17 protein-coding genes are annotated in these 14,729 nt (G+C 75.1%); 7 read left to right on the forward strand and 10 right to left on the reverse strand.

Annotated elements, in window-relative coordinates; genetic code table 11:
* Window positions 1–10: 10 nt before the first annotated feature.
* Window positions 11–1,048 carry a Glu/Leu/Phe/Val dehydrogenase family protein gene (locus PAI11_RS14035; protein WP_007575890.1) on the reverse strand — a complete coding sequence of 346 codons (1,038 nt, stop codon included), beginning with the start codon at window positions 1,046–1,048 and terminating at the stop codon, window positions 11–13.
* Between the two features lie 158 nt (window positions 1,049–1,206).
* On the opposite strand from PAI11_RS14035, the gene PAI11_RS14040 reads away from it, so the two are divergent.
* On the forward strand, window positions 1,207–1,686 hold the full coding sequence (locus PAI11_RS14040) for an Lrp/AsnC family transcriptional regulator (protein ID WP_040600311.1): 480 nt from the start codon (window positions 1,207–1,209) through the stop codon (window positions 1,684–1,686).
* Here the strand turns inward: PAI11_RS14040 and PAI11_RS14045 are convergent.
* Window positions 1,631–1,999 (reverse strand): hypothetical protein, encoded by a 369-nt coding sequence (locus PAI11_RS14045; RefSeq protein ID WP_040600312.1) that lies wholly within the window; start codon window positions 1,997–1,999, stop codon window positions 1,631–1,633. The two genes, PAI11_RS14040 and PAI11_RS14045, sit on opposite strands and share 56 nt — an antisense overlap.
* Before the next feature lie 304 nt (window positions 2,000–2,303).
* Here PAI11_RS14045 and PAI11_RS14050 point away from each other — a divergent pair, with 304 nt between their 5' ends.
* Together PAI11_RS14050 and PAI11_RS14055 are read left to right on the forward strand one after the other, a co-directional pair.
* Entirely contained in the window at window positions 2,304–3,662 is a 1,359-nt protein-coding gene (locus PAI11_RS14050) for a patatin-like phospholipase family protein (RefSeq protein WP_007575896.1), read from the forward strand.
* Between the two features lie 76 nt (window positions 3,663–3,738).
* Complete coding sequence (locus PAI11_RS14055; RefSeq protein ID WP_007575898.1) at window positions 3,739–4,596, forward strand: hypothetical protein; 858 nt, start codon at window positions 3,739–3,741, stop codon at window positions 4,594–4,596.
* Here PAI11_RS14055 and thpR read toward each other — a convergent pair.
* Entirely contained in the window at window positions 4,563–5,147 is a 585-nt protein-coding gene (gene thpR / locus PAI11_RS14060; protein WP_007575901.1) for an RNA 2',3'-cyclic phosphodiesterase, read from the reverse strand. The genes PAI11_RS14055 and thpR overlap by 34 nt on opposite strands.
* A gap of 51 nt (window positions 5,148–5,198) precedes the next feature.
* The gene (locus tag PAI11_RS14065; RefSeq protein WP_138974319.1) at window positions 5,199–5,609 is read right to left on the reverse strand and encodes a hypothetical protein; all 411 of its coding nucleotides are present in this window, start codon (window positions 5,607–5,609) and stop codon (window positions 5,199–5,201) included.
* Window positions 5,610–5,798: 189 nt separating this feature from the next.
* Between PAI11_RS14065 and PAI11_RS14070 the strand changes: the two genes are divergently transcribed.
* The 3 genes from PAI11_RS14070 (at window position 5,799) to PAI11_RS14080 (ending at window position 7,541) form a co-directional block, all read left to right on the forward strand.
* Window positions 5,799–6,005 carry a hypothetical protein gene (locus PAI11_RS14070; RefSeq protein WP_007575905.1) on the forward strand — a complete coding sequence of 69 codons (207 nt, stop codon included), beginning with the start codon at window positions 5,799–5,801 and terminating at the stop codon, window positions 6,003–6,005.
* Between the two features lie 82 nt (window positions 6,006–6,087).
* On the forward strand, window positions 6,088–7,209 hold the full coding sequence (locus tag PAI11_RS14075; RefSeq protein ID WP_007575907.1) for a GTP pyrophosphokinase: 1,122 nt from the start codon (window positions 6,088–6,090) through the stop codon (window positions 7,207–7,209).
* A gap of 134 nt (window positions 7,210–7,343) precedes the next feature.
* A complete protein-coding gene (locus PAI11_RS14080; protein WP_007575909.1) occupies window positions 7,344–7,541 on the forward strand; it encodes a hypothetical protein in 198 nt (65 codons plus the stop codon).
* Here the strand turns inward: PAI11_RS14080 and PAI11_RS14085 are convergent.
* Together PAI11_RS14085 and PAI11_RS27310 are read right to left on the reverse strand one after the other, a co-directional pair.
* On the reverse strand, window positions 7,534–8,031 hold the full coding sequence (locus PAI11_RS14085; RefSeq protein ID WP_007575911.1) for a ferritin-like domain-containing protein: 498 nt from the start codon (window positions 8,029–8,031) through the stop codon (window positions 7,534–7,536). The genes PAI11_RS14080 and PAI11_RS14085 overlap by 8 nt on opposite strands.
* 219 nt (window positions 8,032–8,250) lie before the next feature.
* Entirely contained in the window at window positions 8,251–8,424 is a 174-nt protein-coding gene (locus PAI11_RS27310) for a hypothetical protein (RefSeq protein ID WP_007575913.1), read from the reverse strand.
* 190 nt (window positions 8,425–8,614) lie between these two features.
* On the opposite strand from PAI11_RS27310, the gene PAI11_RS14090 reads away from it, so the two are divergent.
* Entirely contained in the window at window positions 8,615–9,037 is a 423-nt protein-coding gene (locus tag PAI11_RS14090) for a hypothetical protein (RefSeq protein ID WP_007575915.1), read from the forward strand.
* Window positions 9,038–9,091: 54 nt separating this feature from the next.
* Here PAI11_RS14090 and PAI11_RS14095 read toward each other — a convergent pair whose 3' ends face one another.
* From PAI11_RS14095 to PAI11_RS27315, 4 genes are all read right to left on the reverse strand, one after another.
* Complete coding sequence (locus PAI11_RS14095; RefSeq protein ID WP_007575916.1) at window positions 9,092–11,509, reverse strand: DEAD/DEAH box helicase; 2,418 nt, start codon at window positions 11,507–11,509, stop codon at window positions 9,092–9,094.
* A gap of 211 nt (window positions 11,510–11,720) precedes the next feature.
* Window positions 11,721–12,563, reverse strand: a complete 843-nt coding sequence (locus tag PAI11_RS14100; protein WP_007575918.1) for an SDR family NAD(P)-dependent oxidoreductase — start codon at window positions 12,561–12,563, stop codon at window positions 11,721–11,723.
* 63 nt (window positions 12,564–12,626) lie between these two features.
* Window positions 12,627–13,556: an ion transporter gene (locus PAI11_RS14105; protein WP_007575920.1), complete on the reverse strand. Its 930-nt coding sequence runs from the start codon at window positions 13,554–13,556 to the stop codon at window positions 12,627–12,629.
* Between the two features lie 177 nt (window positions 13,557–13,733).
* Window positions 13,734–14,498, reverse strand: a complete 765-nt coding sequence (locus PAI11_RS27315; RefSeq protein ID WP_007575922.1) for a hypothetical protein — start codon at window positions 14,496–14,498, stop codon at window positions 13,734–13,736.
* Window positions 14,499–14,729: the final 231 nt, after the last annotated feature.

Consider the following 14,729-nt stretch of genomic DNA (forward strand, 5'->3'; position numbering starts at 1 on the left):
CCGTCCGGGGTCAGGCGGCTACGGCGGCGGGGCGGGTGCGGGCGGCGGCGATCCGCTCGCGGGCGATCTCGACCGCCTGCTCCAGCGGGGTCCGGCGAGCGCGGCGGGCGTCGCCGAGGACCCGCCCCGTGCGGTCGCCGATCGCGAGCACCTCGGCCTCCAGCCGGCTCGAGGTCCAGCCCGCGCGCAACGCGTGGATGTGGACGACGCCGCCGGCGTTGACCAGGAAGTCGGGGGCGTAGGCGATGTCGCGGCGGGCCAGCTCGGCGGCCAGCGCGGCGTCGGCGAGGACGTCGTTGGCGGCGCCGACGATCGCCCGGCAGCGCAGCCGCGGCAGCGTCTCGGCGTCGATCACGCGGGCGGCGGCGCAGGGGGCGAAGACGTCGCACTCCGCGAGCGCGATCCGGTCGGCCGGCACGACGTCGCCGCCGATCTCGGCCGCGACGTCGGCCGCGCGCTGCTCGTCGACGTCGGCCACCAGCACCCGGGCGCCCTCGTGCGCGACGCGGCGGGCGAGGTCGCCCCCGACGTGGCCGACGCCCTGGATCGCGACCGTCAGGCCGTCCAGGTCGTCGCGGCCGTCCAGGTGCTGGACGGTCGCGCGGAGCCCGGCCCAGACGCCGAGCGCCGTCCAGCCCGACGGGTCCTCCTGGTCGCAGGCGACGTCCGGCGCCACGCGACCGATCTCGGCCAGGTCGGCGGTGCTGGTGCCCATGTCGACCCCGGGCAGGTAGGCGCCTGCGGTGCGGCCGACGAAGCGCCCGAAGGCCTGCATCAGGGCTCGCCGGTCCTCGATCGGGCCGTGGTCGATGATCACCGACTTGCCACCGCCGTAGGGGAGCTCGGCGGCGGCGTTCTTCAACGTCATCGCGGCGGCCAGGCGGCGGGCCTCGACGACCGCGGCCGCGTCGCTCGGATAGGCCTTCAGCCGGACGCCGCCGAGGCCGGGCCCGAGCGTCGTGTCGTCGATCGCGATGACGGCGCGCAGGCCGGTGGTGCGGTCCTCGCAGAGGATCAGCTGCTCGGTGCGAGGGAAGACGGGGTCCATCGGAAGCCTCGGTCGCCAGTGGTGGTTCGCCGGCAGTCAACCGTGGCCCCCGTCACACGTGCAATCAGAGGCTCCAGAACCTGCATCAGAACGCAAGCCAGCGCCGCAAACAGGTCGGTCATCGGCGATCCGTTGCGTCGATCGCGTACGGTGAGGTGATGAGCGACCTTCCGCAGCTGGACGACGTCGACCGCGAGCTGCTGGCCGCGCTCGAGCGCAACTCGCGGCGGCGGCTGGCCGACCTGGGCGAGCAGGTCGGGCTCTCGGCGCCGGCGGTCAAGCGGCGGATCGACCGTCTCGAGCGGCTCGGGGTGATCACCGGCTACACGGCGGTGATCGACCACGAGAAGCTCGGGTGGGCGCTGGAGGCGTTCACCGAGCTGCGGATGATCGGCAACACCCGCCTGGAGGACATCGAGGCGGCGGCCCGCGACCTGCCGGAGGTCCAGCAGGTGTTCACGACGGCGGGCGACCCGGACGCGCTGGTGCGACTGCGCGTCCAGGACATGGCGCACCTGCGGCGGGCCATCGACCAGCTGCGCCGCAGCGGTCAGGTCACGGGGACGAAGACGCTGATGGTCCTCAGCACCTGGTCGCGAGCCGACCGGACGACCGGGCCGCGACCGCGGCCGGAGTGAGCGGGTCGACGGGCCGGGTCGGGCCGAGGCGGCTGGCGAGCCCGTCGCCGGGGCTCGCCGCGGGCACCTCGCCGTGGCCGTCCGGGTCGGCGGCGAGCGCCGGGCCGGACGCGTCGAGGACCCCGACGAGCGACCGCAGCCGGTCGCCGAGCAGCGCGACCCGCCCGGGGCTGGCGTCGACGGCCAGAGTCGCCGACGCGGGCCGGTAGTCGAGCCCCACGATCGAGCAGCCGCGCGCCCGGCAGAGCACGATCAGGCGCTGCAGGACGGTCGGCTCGGTCGGGTCGAGAGTCAGCTCGATGGTGTGGAACACGGGGTCTCCTCCGGTCCCTGCGAGCGACCCGCCGGCGTCCGTGCGACCGCCGGTCGTCCGTTCGAGGGACGACGGGCCTGCGCGCGGTGGCGCAGGCTCAGGCGGTAATGGTCAGGACGATGGCCGCCGCGCTGCGACCGCGGGCGCGGTCGCGAGGCACGTCGGTGCGGGAGCGCTGGGCCATCGCGCTGCACGATAGCGCGCCGCGGCCGGTCGTCCTCGCCGCGACGGACAGGCGGGCGGCGCCGCGTCGGGCCGCCGGGCCATGGTCGCGGGCGGCCCGAGCGGCGAACCTCGGAGGCCGATGCACGACGGATTCGCCGATCGCCGACGCAACGGCCACGACCTCCGTCCCTCGGGCGCGCCGATCGCGGTCGTGCTCCCGGGAGGTGGCGCGCGCGGGGCCTACGAGGCCGGGGCGCTGTCGGTCCTGGGGCCGGCGATGGAGGCGCGCGGCGAGCGCCCGGCGATCGCCTGCGGCACGTCGGTCGGCGCGATCAACGCGGCCTTCCTGGCCTCGGTCGCGCACCTGCCGCTGCACAAGCAGGCGTCGCTGCTGCTCGAGGTCTGGCGGGAGATGCGCAAGGGCGACGTGATCCGGCCGGTGATCGGTCCCGGGCTGGTCAAGAGCGGCCTGCGGCTGGTCGGGGAGATGCTCGAGCTGCCGGGCGCGCGGCTCGCCGGGCTGATGGATCCGACGCCGCTGACCGCGTCGCTGGAGCGCTGGATCGACTGGGGCGACGTCCGCGACAACGTCCGCGCCGGGCGTCTGGACGCGCTCTGCGTCGTCGCCACCGCGCTCAGCGGCGGCGGGCCGGTCGGGTTCGTCCACAGCGCCTCCTCGCGGCTGCCGAGGAGCGGCCCGGCGGACGACCTGCGCTACGTCGGCGTCGACGGCCTGACCGCCGACCACGTGCGCGCGAGCGCGGCGATCCCGCTGCTGTTCCCGCCGGTCGAGCTGGCCTGCCCGCCCGAGGCCGCGGACTCCTACATCGACGGCGGGGTGCGGCTGAACTCGCCGCTCTCGCCCGCGCTGGCGCTCGGGGCCGAGCGGGTGATCCTGATCGGCCTGGAGCCCTTCGCGGCTCGCGCTCCCGACACCCGGCCGCTGCACGGGGCGCGGCTGGCCGACGTCACGGCCAACATCCTCGACGGCCTGCTGGTCGACCAGGTCGCCGACGACCTCCACCGGCTGGCCGCGATCAACTCGTTCCTGGCCGAGGACGGCGGCCTCGGCGCGCTCCACGCCGGTGCCCGGGCCGAGCGGGCGGCCCGCGGCAAGCCCGCCTACCGGCGCGTCTCCTACGCGCTGGTCGCGCCCGAGCGGCGCGGCCGGATCGCGGAGATCGCCGAGCAGGTGTTCCAGGAGCGCTACGCCGGGCTGCGAGGCCTGCTGCGGCCAGACCTGCCGGTCGTCTCGCGATTGCTCGGCGGTGGCCGGACGCGGGCGCGCGGAGAGCTGCTGAGCTTCCTGCTCTTCGACGAGCGCTTCGTCGAGCTGCTGATCGAGGAGGGCGCTCGCGACGCCCAGCGCTGGCTCGACCGCCATCCGGGGCTCTGGTGCTCCGACGCGGCCCACGACCTGACCGTCGACCACAGCGCCGCGGCCGGGGTCCGGGAGCGGGCGGCGATCGAGGAGTGGCGGGCGATCCGCCGGCGCTGATCCGTCACCGTTCCGGCGCACTACCGGCACGTTCGACCCCTCGATCCGGCACAGCGGTCGCCGGCACCATCGGTCCATGACCACGCGCCATGGCCGCAGCAACCGCCCGAGCGCCCGGGAGCGGGCCCGACGGTCGGCCGGTCGCTCGGCCGACGGCCGCTCCGTCGCCTGGATCGACGGGATCGATCTCCCGACCCTCGCGGGCGAGCTGGTCGACCTGGCGATCGGGCAGCTGCGGGTCTGGACCCCGCGGGTCGTCGACGCGCTCGACGCCGAGCGGATCGCCTCCGACGTCTGCGGCCAGTGGTTCACAGGCCCCGACGGCCCGGGCGCCGAGCTCGAGGCGGTCGTCGGCGAGCTGCTGATCGAGGGCCTGTCGGCCGCCGGTGACGCTCCCGCGGTGGCGGCGCTGAGCGCGCTCGCGGTCGCCGGCAGCGAGCCGATCGCGTCGGCCGCGGGACCGGCGGCCGAGCGGCTCGTCGCGGCGGGGGTGCCGCGGCCGTCGTGGTGGGCGCAGCTGGCCTCGACGCGGCCGACGCGGGCGGCGCTGCTGACGGCCCCCGGCGACGACCGGGTGCAGACGGTGATCGTCGAGTTCTCCCGCGACGTCGGCCCGCGGCACTGCCTGTCCGCGATCGTCGTCCACGAGCGCGGCGGCGCGGCGACGTCGCTGCACCTGACCCACGAGCTCGACGGCCTGCGCGAGGAGATTGCCTCGATCGGCGGCGAGTCCCCGATCGAGGTGATCCCGCTGCCGCTGGAGCGCGCCCACGCGATCCTCGACGCGGCGATCGAGCGGACGGAGCAGGTCGGCGACCCGCTGCTGACCAGCTCCTACGGCGAGACCCGCGGCGTCGCGCGGCAGCGGCTGGCGCTGCTCGCCGACCACCTCGGGCGCGGTCAGCGGAGCGCCAGCCGCTCGATCGCCTCGTAGCGGGCGCCGGTCGGCTCCAGGTGCGAGCGGTAGACGACGACGGCCTCGGGCTCGAACTCGGCGGCCGGGGTGGCGGGGAGCGATCGACGGTCGGGCGCCGCGTCCGAGCGCATCCGGGCGAGGGTCAGGTGGGGGAGGAAGCGCCGCTCCTCCTCCCAGCCGATCGCGTCGCGCAGCCCGGCGGCGACCGCGGCCTGCAGGGCCAGCAGCTCGCCGGCGCCGTCGTCGTGGACCTCGGCCGCCAGCACCCGCGGGCGCCGCGGCGGCAGCCAGAGCGGGCCGCCGAGGCGCAGTCGCGGCAGCGGGCGACCGTCGCTGACGGTCGCGACCGCCTCGGCGACGGCGTCGGCGATCGGGTCGATCTCGGTGGCGGTGCGGGCACCGAGGAAGGCCAGCGTGACGTGCAGCTGCTCGGCGGGCACGGCGCGCATCGCCGGTGCCTGGCCACGCTGCTGGCGCGTCCAGGCCAGCAGCGCCTCGCGGACGGCGACCGGGGGATCGAGGGCGACGAACAGGCGTTGCCCGGGGCGACGTCCACGGTGGCCGGCCATCGACGGCAACGGTACTCCGCGTCAGGGGCCCGGCCAAGCGCCCGGCGGCCCCTACGCGGCCGGTGCCGCGGCGGCGGTGCTGCGGCTCTTGATCAGCAGCACGGCGGTCGCGGCCACCAGCGAGATCGACGCCACCAGGTCCAGGTACAGCCCCCAGCCGGGATCGGCGAGCGCGGCGGCGATCGAGTCGCCGCTGACCGAGCCGAGGTCGGCGATGCTGATGACGACGGCGAGGACGGCGACGGAGAGGGCGACGATCGCGGGCCACTTGGCGGCTCCGCCGCGCCAGACCAGCAGGCCGCCGGCGATCAGGCCGAGCGCGATCAGGAAGACGCCGTCCTTCTCGGTCCCGTTGGCGATCGTGGTCCCGCCGACGGTGACCCATGGTCCGATGCCGCCGACGATCATCAACAGGGCGGAGCCGACGCCCCACCACTTCACGGTTGTCGTTCGAGTGCTCATGCCGACACCGTAGGACCCACGGGCGAGTCTGCGAACAACCTCTGGGGTGGTTCGCCTAACCCTGGGGAGTGGCTAGGGGAGGGGGCAACTCCTACGCGATCGTGAACGGGGATTGAGCCGGGCTTGACGCGCCCGGCCTACCGTCGGTGGCATCCAACGACGCCGCGCGCCCGGCCTACGGCGCCCGAGATGTTCGACCGCGATCTCAACGTCTGTCCCCGGTGCGGCGAGCGGGTCACCGCCTTCGCCGCCGGCTGCTCCTACTGCGGTGCCACGCTCGACCAGCAGCGGTTCCGCCGGCAGGTCTCGACCGCCGACCGGGTGCGCGGCTGGGCCCGCCGCGCGACCGCGCGTCCCGGCCGCTCCGCCTCGAGCGCCCGCCGCCCGCGCGACTGAGCCCGGCGGCGGTCCGCCCGACCCGACCGCCCGACCCGACCGCCCGACCCGACCGCCGGGCCTGCGAGTCTGGCTCGGGCCGATGACGACCACGATCGACGCAGAGCACGCCCGTCGGGCGCGCAAGCACTACGAGCTGCCGTCCTACCAGGCGTTCCTGCGGCGGCTGGGCGAGACGCTCGAGGCGCACATGCTGGAGCTGATCCGCGGGGTCGGGATCCCGACCGGCCAGTTCGACCTGGCCTGGCGGATCAAGTCGCCGGAGTCGTTCGAGCAGAAGGCCGGTGTCGAGGATCCCGAGCACCCGGGACGGCTGAAGTACCGCCTGCCCTGCGACGAGGTCACCGACCAGCTGGCGCTGCGCGTGGTCTGCTTCCTGCCCGCCCAGGTCGAGGCGGTCGCGCAGGCGATCGGGGAGGACGACGGACTGACGGTGCGCGAGCTCCGCAACAAGGGGTCGCGCAACGCCGAGGAGCGGCAGTTCGGCTACCAGAGCCTGCACGTGCTGGTCGATCCCGGACCGCCGCTGGCGATCCCCGACCCGCCCAAGGACTACCGCGTCCCGCGGGTCGAGATCCAGCTGCGGACCCAGCTCCAGCACGTCTGGGCCGAACTCGAGCACGCGTCCCGCTACAAGGGCGCGGCCGGATCGCGGGTCTCGCGGAAGTTCGACCGGGCCGCCGCCCTGATCGAGATGGTCGACGAGCTGCTGCAGGAGATCGACGACGCGGCGGCCGGGGCGGCGGGCGCCGACGAGGCCCCGCGCCGGACGTCGGCGAAGGACCCCGGCGAGGCCGACGCGCCGCCGGCCGCGCGCCCGATCGGCAACCGCCTGACCGCCCGGGCGCTGCGGTCGCTGCTGGCCGAGCTGTTCCCGGACGCGCCGCCGAGTCGCGGGACCGGCAGCGAGGAGTGGATCCGCCGTCACGCCCTGGAACTGGGGCTCGACACCGTCGAGGCGCTGCGCTCGACGGTCAGGAGCGTCGATCTGGCGGGGATCGACCGGACCTTCCGCGAGGGGGTCTCCTGGGAGCGCAACCAGGTCCGCTGCCTGGACGACGCGCTGCTCGTGGCGACCGGTCGCCGCTACATCGACGTCGCCGAGCGGCTCGTCCCCGAGGACGACGAGGCCCAGCGGAGCAAGCGCCCGCGGGTGCTCGGCTGGCGGCTCAAGACGCTGCGCGAGGCCGGCGTCGTCGACTGAGCCAGCGCCACTGGACGGACGGCGCAGCGCGGACGCCGTCGTTCCTGGACGGACGTCTGGGGGCGGTCGAAACCGTGCCCTACCCCACAGAGAGAACGCTCAAGGGACCGCTTCGGCGTGACGATGGACTGGATGTGTCATCCCCCGATGCACGGCCCCCCTCGATCCTCGATCGGCCGACCGACGAGCTGGTGGCGCGCGCGCTGTCCGGCCCGGTCCCCGGCGCGCTGCTGACCCGGCTCTTCGCCGAGCCGCTGGTCGGCGATCCCGAGGTCGCGGCGGAGGACCGGCGTGCGGCGCCGGTCCCCTTCCGCGACGCGACGGTCAGCTGAACTCCGCCAGGTAGCGCTCGAAGGTCCGCAGGTGGCCCTCCTCGTCGCGCAGGATCTCGATCACGAGGTCCTGGGTGGCCCAGTCGATGCCGTCGGTGGCCTCGATGATCCGGTTGTAGTGGGCGATCGCGCCGGCCTCGGCCTCGATCACGCCCTTGATCACCGACACCACGTCGGTCGGGTCGTCCTGCGGCTGCAGGAACGGCTGGGCGCTCGGGAAGTCGGCCGAGCCCGGGGGCGTGCCGTAGAGCTCCTTGATCCGGGCCGCGAACTTGCGGGCGTGGCCCAGCTCCTCCTCGACGTCGGCGTCGAGGTCCTCGGCGACCTCCTTGGCCCGGATGCCGTCGAGGTTGGCGGCGTTCGCCAGGTAGTTGGTGACTGTCTCGACCTCCATCCAGTAGGCCTCGGTCAGCAGCGCGACGATCTCCTCGCGCTTGCTGGCGTTGGCGTCCGAGAGGACACCGGTCTGCGCGTGATGGGTCGTAGCCATCGGATGCTCCTTCCTGGGGTGCGACGTCCGATCACTATAACAAGTCTCTTCAATTAACACGGGAATTAGGATTGCCTCAGCGGGCCGTCCGGAGACGGCGATCGCCCGTGGGGGCGGGCGATCCGCGGGTCTCGGGGAATCTGCTGCGTCGGCCCGTCGGCGGTGCCGCCGGAAGCTGCGGGCGGCCCGGGCGGCGGCGGGGTGGCGCGTCGGCCGCGCTCAGTCGCGCGGGTGGGCGGCGCCGGCGACGGCCTGGGCGGCGCGCCAGGCGGCGAAGCGTCCCTCGGGCGTGCTCAGCCACAGCGCCAGGTCGCGCTCGAACCGCTGCCAGCGGCGGGCGCGGAAGCCCGCGCGGGGAAAGGCGTCCTGCTCGTTCAGCTCGCGCTGCGGCACTGCTCCATCGTAGCGAAGGGTTGCCTAAGACCTACCGTTGAGGACGGAGAACCTTCGGGTGCCCGATCTCGATGGCGCGTTGCTCCACGTGCTGGACATTCGTTGAGATCGGGCCCCGCTGGCCGGCCCCACGGCCGGTCCATCCGTCCACCCGCCTCTCCGCCCGATCGCGGCGCGTCGATCACCAAGCATGGCCGCGAACGCGACGATCGAAGGCCCCCAACCGCTGGTCGTGCTCCGCGATCGGCGGGTGACGGCGACGGCGCCGAACGTCGATCGCCTGGTCGTCGGGTGCGCCGGCGTGGTGATCCTGGACGGTCGCGGCTACGCCGCGCAGCTGCGCACCCACCGCTGGTGCCCGTGGCTGGTGGCCGAGGACCGCAGGCGGATGGTCGGCGGGCTGCTGCGGCAGGTCGAGGCCGTCCGGCTGACCCTCGACGGCCTCGGGCTCACCGACGTGCCGGTCCGCGGCGTGATCGACGATCCCGGCACGCGCCGGGTCCCCGGTCGCGGGCGCCGGGCCGCGGCGCGGCAGCTGGCGCGGCTGGCGGCGGGCCCGCCGGTGCTCGATGCCGACGACGTGCGCCGGGTCGCCTGGATCCTCGGCGTCTGAGCGCCGATCCGCGGGCACCCCGACGAGCGACGGCGGCCCGCCCGCCGGGGCCGCTCAGTCCTCGCCGCCACGCTCCCGCAGCGCGCGGATCACGGCCAGGGTGACCGGCTCGCTGTCGCGCGTCCGCCCGTCGACCACCGCGTCGATCAGCTCGCGCTTCTGCCGCAGGATCTCGCCCATCTCGCGGTCGACGCCGTCGGAGGCCAGCAGGTACCAGGCGGTGACGGCGTCGCGCTGACCGATCCGGTGGCAGCGGTCCTCGGCCTGGGCGTGCATCGCGGGCGTCCAGTCGAGCTCGAGGAAGGCGACGTTCGAGGCCCGGGTGAGGGTGATGCCCTGGGCGGCGGCGCGCATCGAGCAGACGATCAGGTTGGCGCCGCCGCCACGCCCGCGGCCGCGCGTCGCGGCGGCGCTCGCCAGGTCGACCACGGTGGCGTCGCTCGCCCGCTCGTCGTCGTCGCGCGTCGCGGCCGCGCGATCGCGCTCCGCGAACGGGCCCTCGATCACGACGCCGTCCTCGTCGTCGAGCGGGGCGCCCGCCGGGAGCCCCGCCTGGAACCGCCGCACCGCCTCGTCGCGGGCGATCGCGCTGTCGTCGCCCAGCACGTGGACCGCCTGGGGGAAGCGGGCGAGCACCGCCTCCTGGATCTCGCGATGCTGGGCGAAGACGACGAGCGGCTCGCCGTGGGCGAGGAAGTCCGAGATCCACGCCAGCGCGCCCGGCAGCTTGCCGCGCGCCGACAGCCGCCGCAGGTGGTTCAGCCGCACCAGCTGCTCGGCGCGGATGGCGGCGGCGATCTTGGCGTCGATCTCGCGCAGGTCCAGCGGCTGGGTCCGCAGCCAGGCGACCACGTCCTTCTCGGCCAGCCGGTACTCGGCCAGGTTGTCGAGCTCGAGCGGGACCTCGACCTGGCGCTTGGCCGGCAGCTGCGGCAGCACGTCGGCCTTCAGCCGCCGCACGTAGCCGTGGGCGCGCAGGTGCCAGTGCAGGCGGTCGTGGCCCCAGTCGCCGTTGGCGCCGCGGAAGCGCCGCGCCAGCTCGGCGCCGGAGCCGAAGTCGCGCAGCCGGTCGATCAGCCGCAGCTGGCTGGTCAGCTCGCGCGGCTGGTTGAGCACCGGCGTGCCGGTCAGGGCCAGCTTGAGGCCGTCGGGCACGATCGTGCCCGCCAGCTTCTGGGCGGCCTTGGTGCGCTTGGCGGTCGGGGCCTTGCAGTAGTGGGACTCGTCGAAGACCACCGCGCGGGCCCGGCGGGCGGCCAGCCGCTCGTGATGGTCGGCGACGATCTCGTAGTTCAGGACCACGATCTCGGCGGTCGCGGGATCGGTCGCCGCCGGATCGCCGCCGGCCTCGGCCGCGGGCTCGCGCCGCCACTGCCGCGGGTCGCGTCCGTGCAGCACGGCGACCGTTCGGTGGGGCAGCCAACGGGCCGCCTCGCGTTGCCAGGTGAGCTTCATCCCGGCGGGGCAGACGACGATCGCCGGCAGGGCGCCGTCGGCCTCGATCGCGGCCAGCGCCTGGACCGTCTTGCCGAGGCCCTGCTCGTCGGCGACGAAGGTCCGCCGCTGCCGCAGGACGTAGCGGACGCCGGCGTGCTGGAACGGCTGCAACGTGCCGCCGAGCCGCAGCGGCTCGCCGGCCACGGTCCGCTTGACCGGGTTGGCCTTGGCGGCCGACGAGAGCGCGATCGTCTCGGCGCGCTGCTCGCGCTGGACCCGCATGGTCGCCAGCTGGTCGCCGGCCGGGGCGGTGACGAGGACCCCCTGGTGCTCGCGCAGCAGGGCGTCGACCTGGTCGACGATCGCCGGGTCGGCCGGGACGGCGATGGTCACCGCCGGGTCGACCGGGGCGTCGCCGGGCCGGTAGCCGGGGCGGTGGCTGGTCTCCAGCGACTCGGCCTCGGGCAGCAGGGCGAAGCCGCGGTGGACGCGAGCGCTCCAGCCCGGCAGCAGCTCCAGGCGCGGCTGGTCGTGCTCGTCGCGGCCCAGCCGCAGCGTCGCGGCGGCCGGCATCCGGCCCAGCCGCAGCTCGGCCGCGGCCAGCATCACGACCGGGTCGACGGACAGCTGGGGCAGCCGGTCGAGGACCGCGACCCCGTCGGCGTCGAAGGACAGCAGGTGCACGGGGGAGACCGGCTCGCGGCCGGCGACCGCGGTCGCCCGTGCGGCGGTCGCGCCCGTGGCGTCGCCCTCGGCGCCACGTCCGTCGCCGTCGGCTTCGGCCTCGCCGGCCCGGTCGTCGCTGCCCTCGCTGCCCTCGTCGCCTTCGCCGGTCGCGGTCGCGACCGGCCGCTCGGCCGACGCCACCAGCGCCGCCGGCGCCGTGCCGTAGACGGTGGTGACCGCGAGCCGCGGCCCGCTCGCCGTCTCGACGACCGACGCCTCGCCGTGCCAGGTCGCCAGGCCGCCCAGCCAGTCGGCGGCCGTCGCGTCCAGGCGCAGGTTGGCCTGCGGGTGATCGAGCAGCCCGCGCACGATCAGCGCCGCACGCGCGGACAGCGGTGCCCGCCAGCGGCGCCCGGACCAGTCGAAGTAGCGGCCGGGGATCCGCCGGACGTCGTCGTTCAGCCAGCGCGGGACGTCGAGGACCAGCTCCGGGGCTCCGTGGCCCCGGGTCTCGATCGTGATCGGGAAGTCGTCGACGGCGGTGATGCCCTCAACGGTAGGGGACGGCGAGCGCCGGCCCTCAGTCGTCGGAGACGGTCTTCGGCGTCGTCAGCCGCTGGGCCTTGTCGTTGCCGACGGCGCGCAGCACGACGCCGGGCAGGACGCCGCGCAGCGCGGCGACGATCTCGTACTTGCGCGGCACGTAGCGCTCGGCCTTGCCGTGCAGGCCGCAGGCGACGACCGCCTCGGCGACCTGCTCCTGGGTGCCGAGCACGTACTTGCCGAAGCGGCTCTCGACCAGCTCGGTCTGGGGGAAGCCCTCGGTCGGGACGAACCCGGGCAGGACGTTGCCGACGTGGACCCCGTGCGGGGCCTCCTCGGCCCGCAGGCCGTCGGTCCAGAGCGCCAGCGCGGCCTTGCTGGCGGAGTAGGCCGCGGCCCCGGCGCGGCCGACCCGGGCCGCGGTCGAGGAGATGTTGACGATCGCGCTCGGGGCGCTGGCGCGCAGGTCCGGCAGCAGCGCCTCGGTCAGCCGCACGACCGCGTCGAAGTTGATCGCCATCGTCTTGCGGACGTTCTCCCAGCCGCCGCGCTCCTCGCCGAAGCGGGCGCGGTAGCCGGCGCCGGCGTTGTTGACCAGCAGCGTCGGCGCCCCGTGGTGCTCGCGGACGTGGTCGCGGACGGCGGCCGGCGCGGCGTCCTCGGTGAGGTCGGCGGCGACGTAGGTCACCGTGCCCTCGGGGCGGCCGGCGCCCAGCTCCGCGGCCAGCTCGGCGAGCCGCTCCTCGCGGCGGGCGACCAGCACCAGGCGGGCGCCCGGCTCTTGGATCAGCCGCTTGGCGATCGCGACGCCGAAGCCGCTGGAGGCGCCGGTGATCACGGCCACCAGCGGGCCGGCGGGGCGGGAGGCGGACGTGCTCATGCCTCCATCACAGCGCATCGCGGGGCCCGGCGCACGTCGGAGCGCGATCGGGCCGGGACGGGGCTAGGCCGGCGGCGCGCCCGATCGGCCGGCGGGATCGCCGCGGCGGCTGACCGCGTCCCGCTCGAGATCCTGGGCCAGCCGCACGCGCAGCTCGCCCCGCAGGTCCTCGAGCGTGGTCTTCAGCTCGTCGATCTTGTCCTCGACCGCGACGATCAGGTCGTCCTCGCGGCCGTCGGTGGCGGCCGCCGCGGCCCGCTCGCGGATCCGCTTCTCCTCGCGGTCCTGGGCCCGCGCCTCCTCCATCGAGCCGATCACGATCCCGATGAAGAGGTTGAAGACCAGGAACGACGCGACCAGGACGTAGGACAGGTAGAAGAGCAGCGTCCAGTCGCTCAGGTCGCGGCCGGCGGCGATGTAGTCGGGCAGGTTCTCGAGCGTCAGCAGGACGAACATCGTGACCATCGCGCTGCCGATCGTCCCGAACTGCTCGGGGTCGTGGTCGTGGAAGATCAGCCAGCCGACCATCCCGTAGACGTAGATCAGCAGCGCGCTCATCACCGCCAGGCTGGCGACGCCCGGGATCGAGCGCAGGACCGCGCCGAAGATCACCTGCAGGTCGGGCAGGAACCGGACGACCCGCACGATCCGGGCCAGCCGCAGCAGCCGCAGGAGGGTCGCGTTCTCGCGCAGGCCGGGCAGGAAGCTGGCCACGACCACGACCAGGTCGAACAGGTTCCAGCGGTTGCCGGCGAAGCGGCGGACGGTCGCCCGCGGGCCGGCGGGATCGAGCGACGCGACCATCCGCAGCAGCAGCTCGACGACGAAGACGCCGAGGAAGACGTCGTTGAGCCGCCGCAGCAGGGTGCCCTGGGCGTCGACCACGGCCGGGTAGGTCTCCGCGCCGAGGACCAGGGCGTTGGCCACGATCACCAGCAGGATCGCGGCATCGAAGCGTGAGGAGCCGACGAGGCGGCGGCAGCGCGCGATCATTCCCGGCGGAATCGTGGCAGATCAGCGCTGATCTGGCGCGCTTGCGGTTGCCGGCGGGAGGGGCGTCCGCGCTCGCGGAGCGCCGTCGATCTGTCGACGGCGGTGCGGGGTGGGGGATGGCGGCGAGCGTGCCGGGCGCGCTCGCCGCCGTCCCCGCCGTGACCCCGCGGTCTCGCCCTACTTCTTGGTGCGGCTCTGGTCGACGACCGACGTGGCCGCCAGCGGCTGCGTCGCCTCGGCGCCCTTGGCCAGCCGCACGTGGACGACGACCTTGTCGCCGACGCGCAGGTCGCTGGCCTCGTTGCGCGTCCCGTTGCCGTCGTTGTCGCGGGCGCGGATCCGCGCGTCGGCGATCGAGAAGTCGACGGTCTGGGCCTTGTAGGCCTTGGCCGCGTGGTTGCCGCCGGTCACGGCGACCGAGATCGTCTTGGCGGCGCCGTCGGCCTTGGCGATCGTGCCCTTGAACAGCAGGTTGCGCTTGGCCTTCTTCGGCGTCGTCGCGATCACCGTACGCGCGACGAGGGTCGGGGCCCCGGCCGGCGCGCCGGGCGCGGCCGCGGCCTTGGTCGCGATCACGATCACGTGGTCGCCCACGCGCAGGTCCTGGATCTCGCCGCGCGTGCCGTCGCCGTCGTTGTCGGGGGCGACGACCTTGGCGCCGTCGAGCGAGACGGTGACGGCCTCGCCGACGTCGCCGCGGCCGCGCTTGTTGCCGCCGTGGACCGTCAGGGTCAGCGTCTTGGCGGTCGCGTCGACCGCGGTCACGCCACCGCTCACGACGACGGTGCGGCCGGCGGGCTTCGAGCCGTGCTCGGGCTTGGTGGTCGTGCCGGTCCCGTGGCCGGGCTTGTCGCCGCTCTTGCCGTGGTCGGCGAGCGCGGCGGCGGGCAGCGCCAGGATCGCGGCGCCAGCGAGGGCGGCGATGGTGCGGGTGGAGGTCATCTGGTCCCTTCCGTTCGGGGTCGTGGGTCTCGGGGAGACGCTCTTCGCCGGTCGGCGAGGAGCCCGAGCTCCCGATGTCCAAACGCGCCGGGTCGGCCAGGGTCAGGTGCGATCTCCGCCGGACGCCGGATCGGCGCGCGGCGGTGCCGGCGAGGCGCCGCGGCCGGCCGCGCCCGATCCGCGCGACCCGCGGTCCGCGGACGGCGTCGTCGGGCTGGCGCCGGTGGCGGC

The sequence above is a fragment of the Patulibacter medicamentivorans genome (assembly GCF_000240225.1).
Taxonomy (GTDB): domain Bacteria; phylum Actinomycetota; class Thermoleophilia; order Solirubrobacterales; family Solirubrobacteraceae; genus Patulibacter; species Patulibacter medicamentivorans.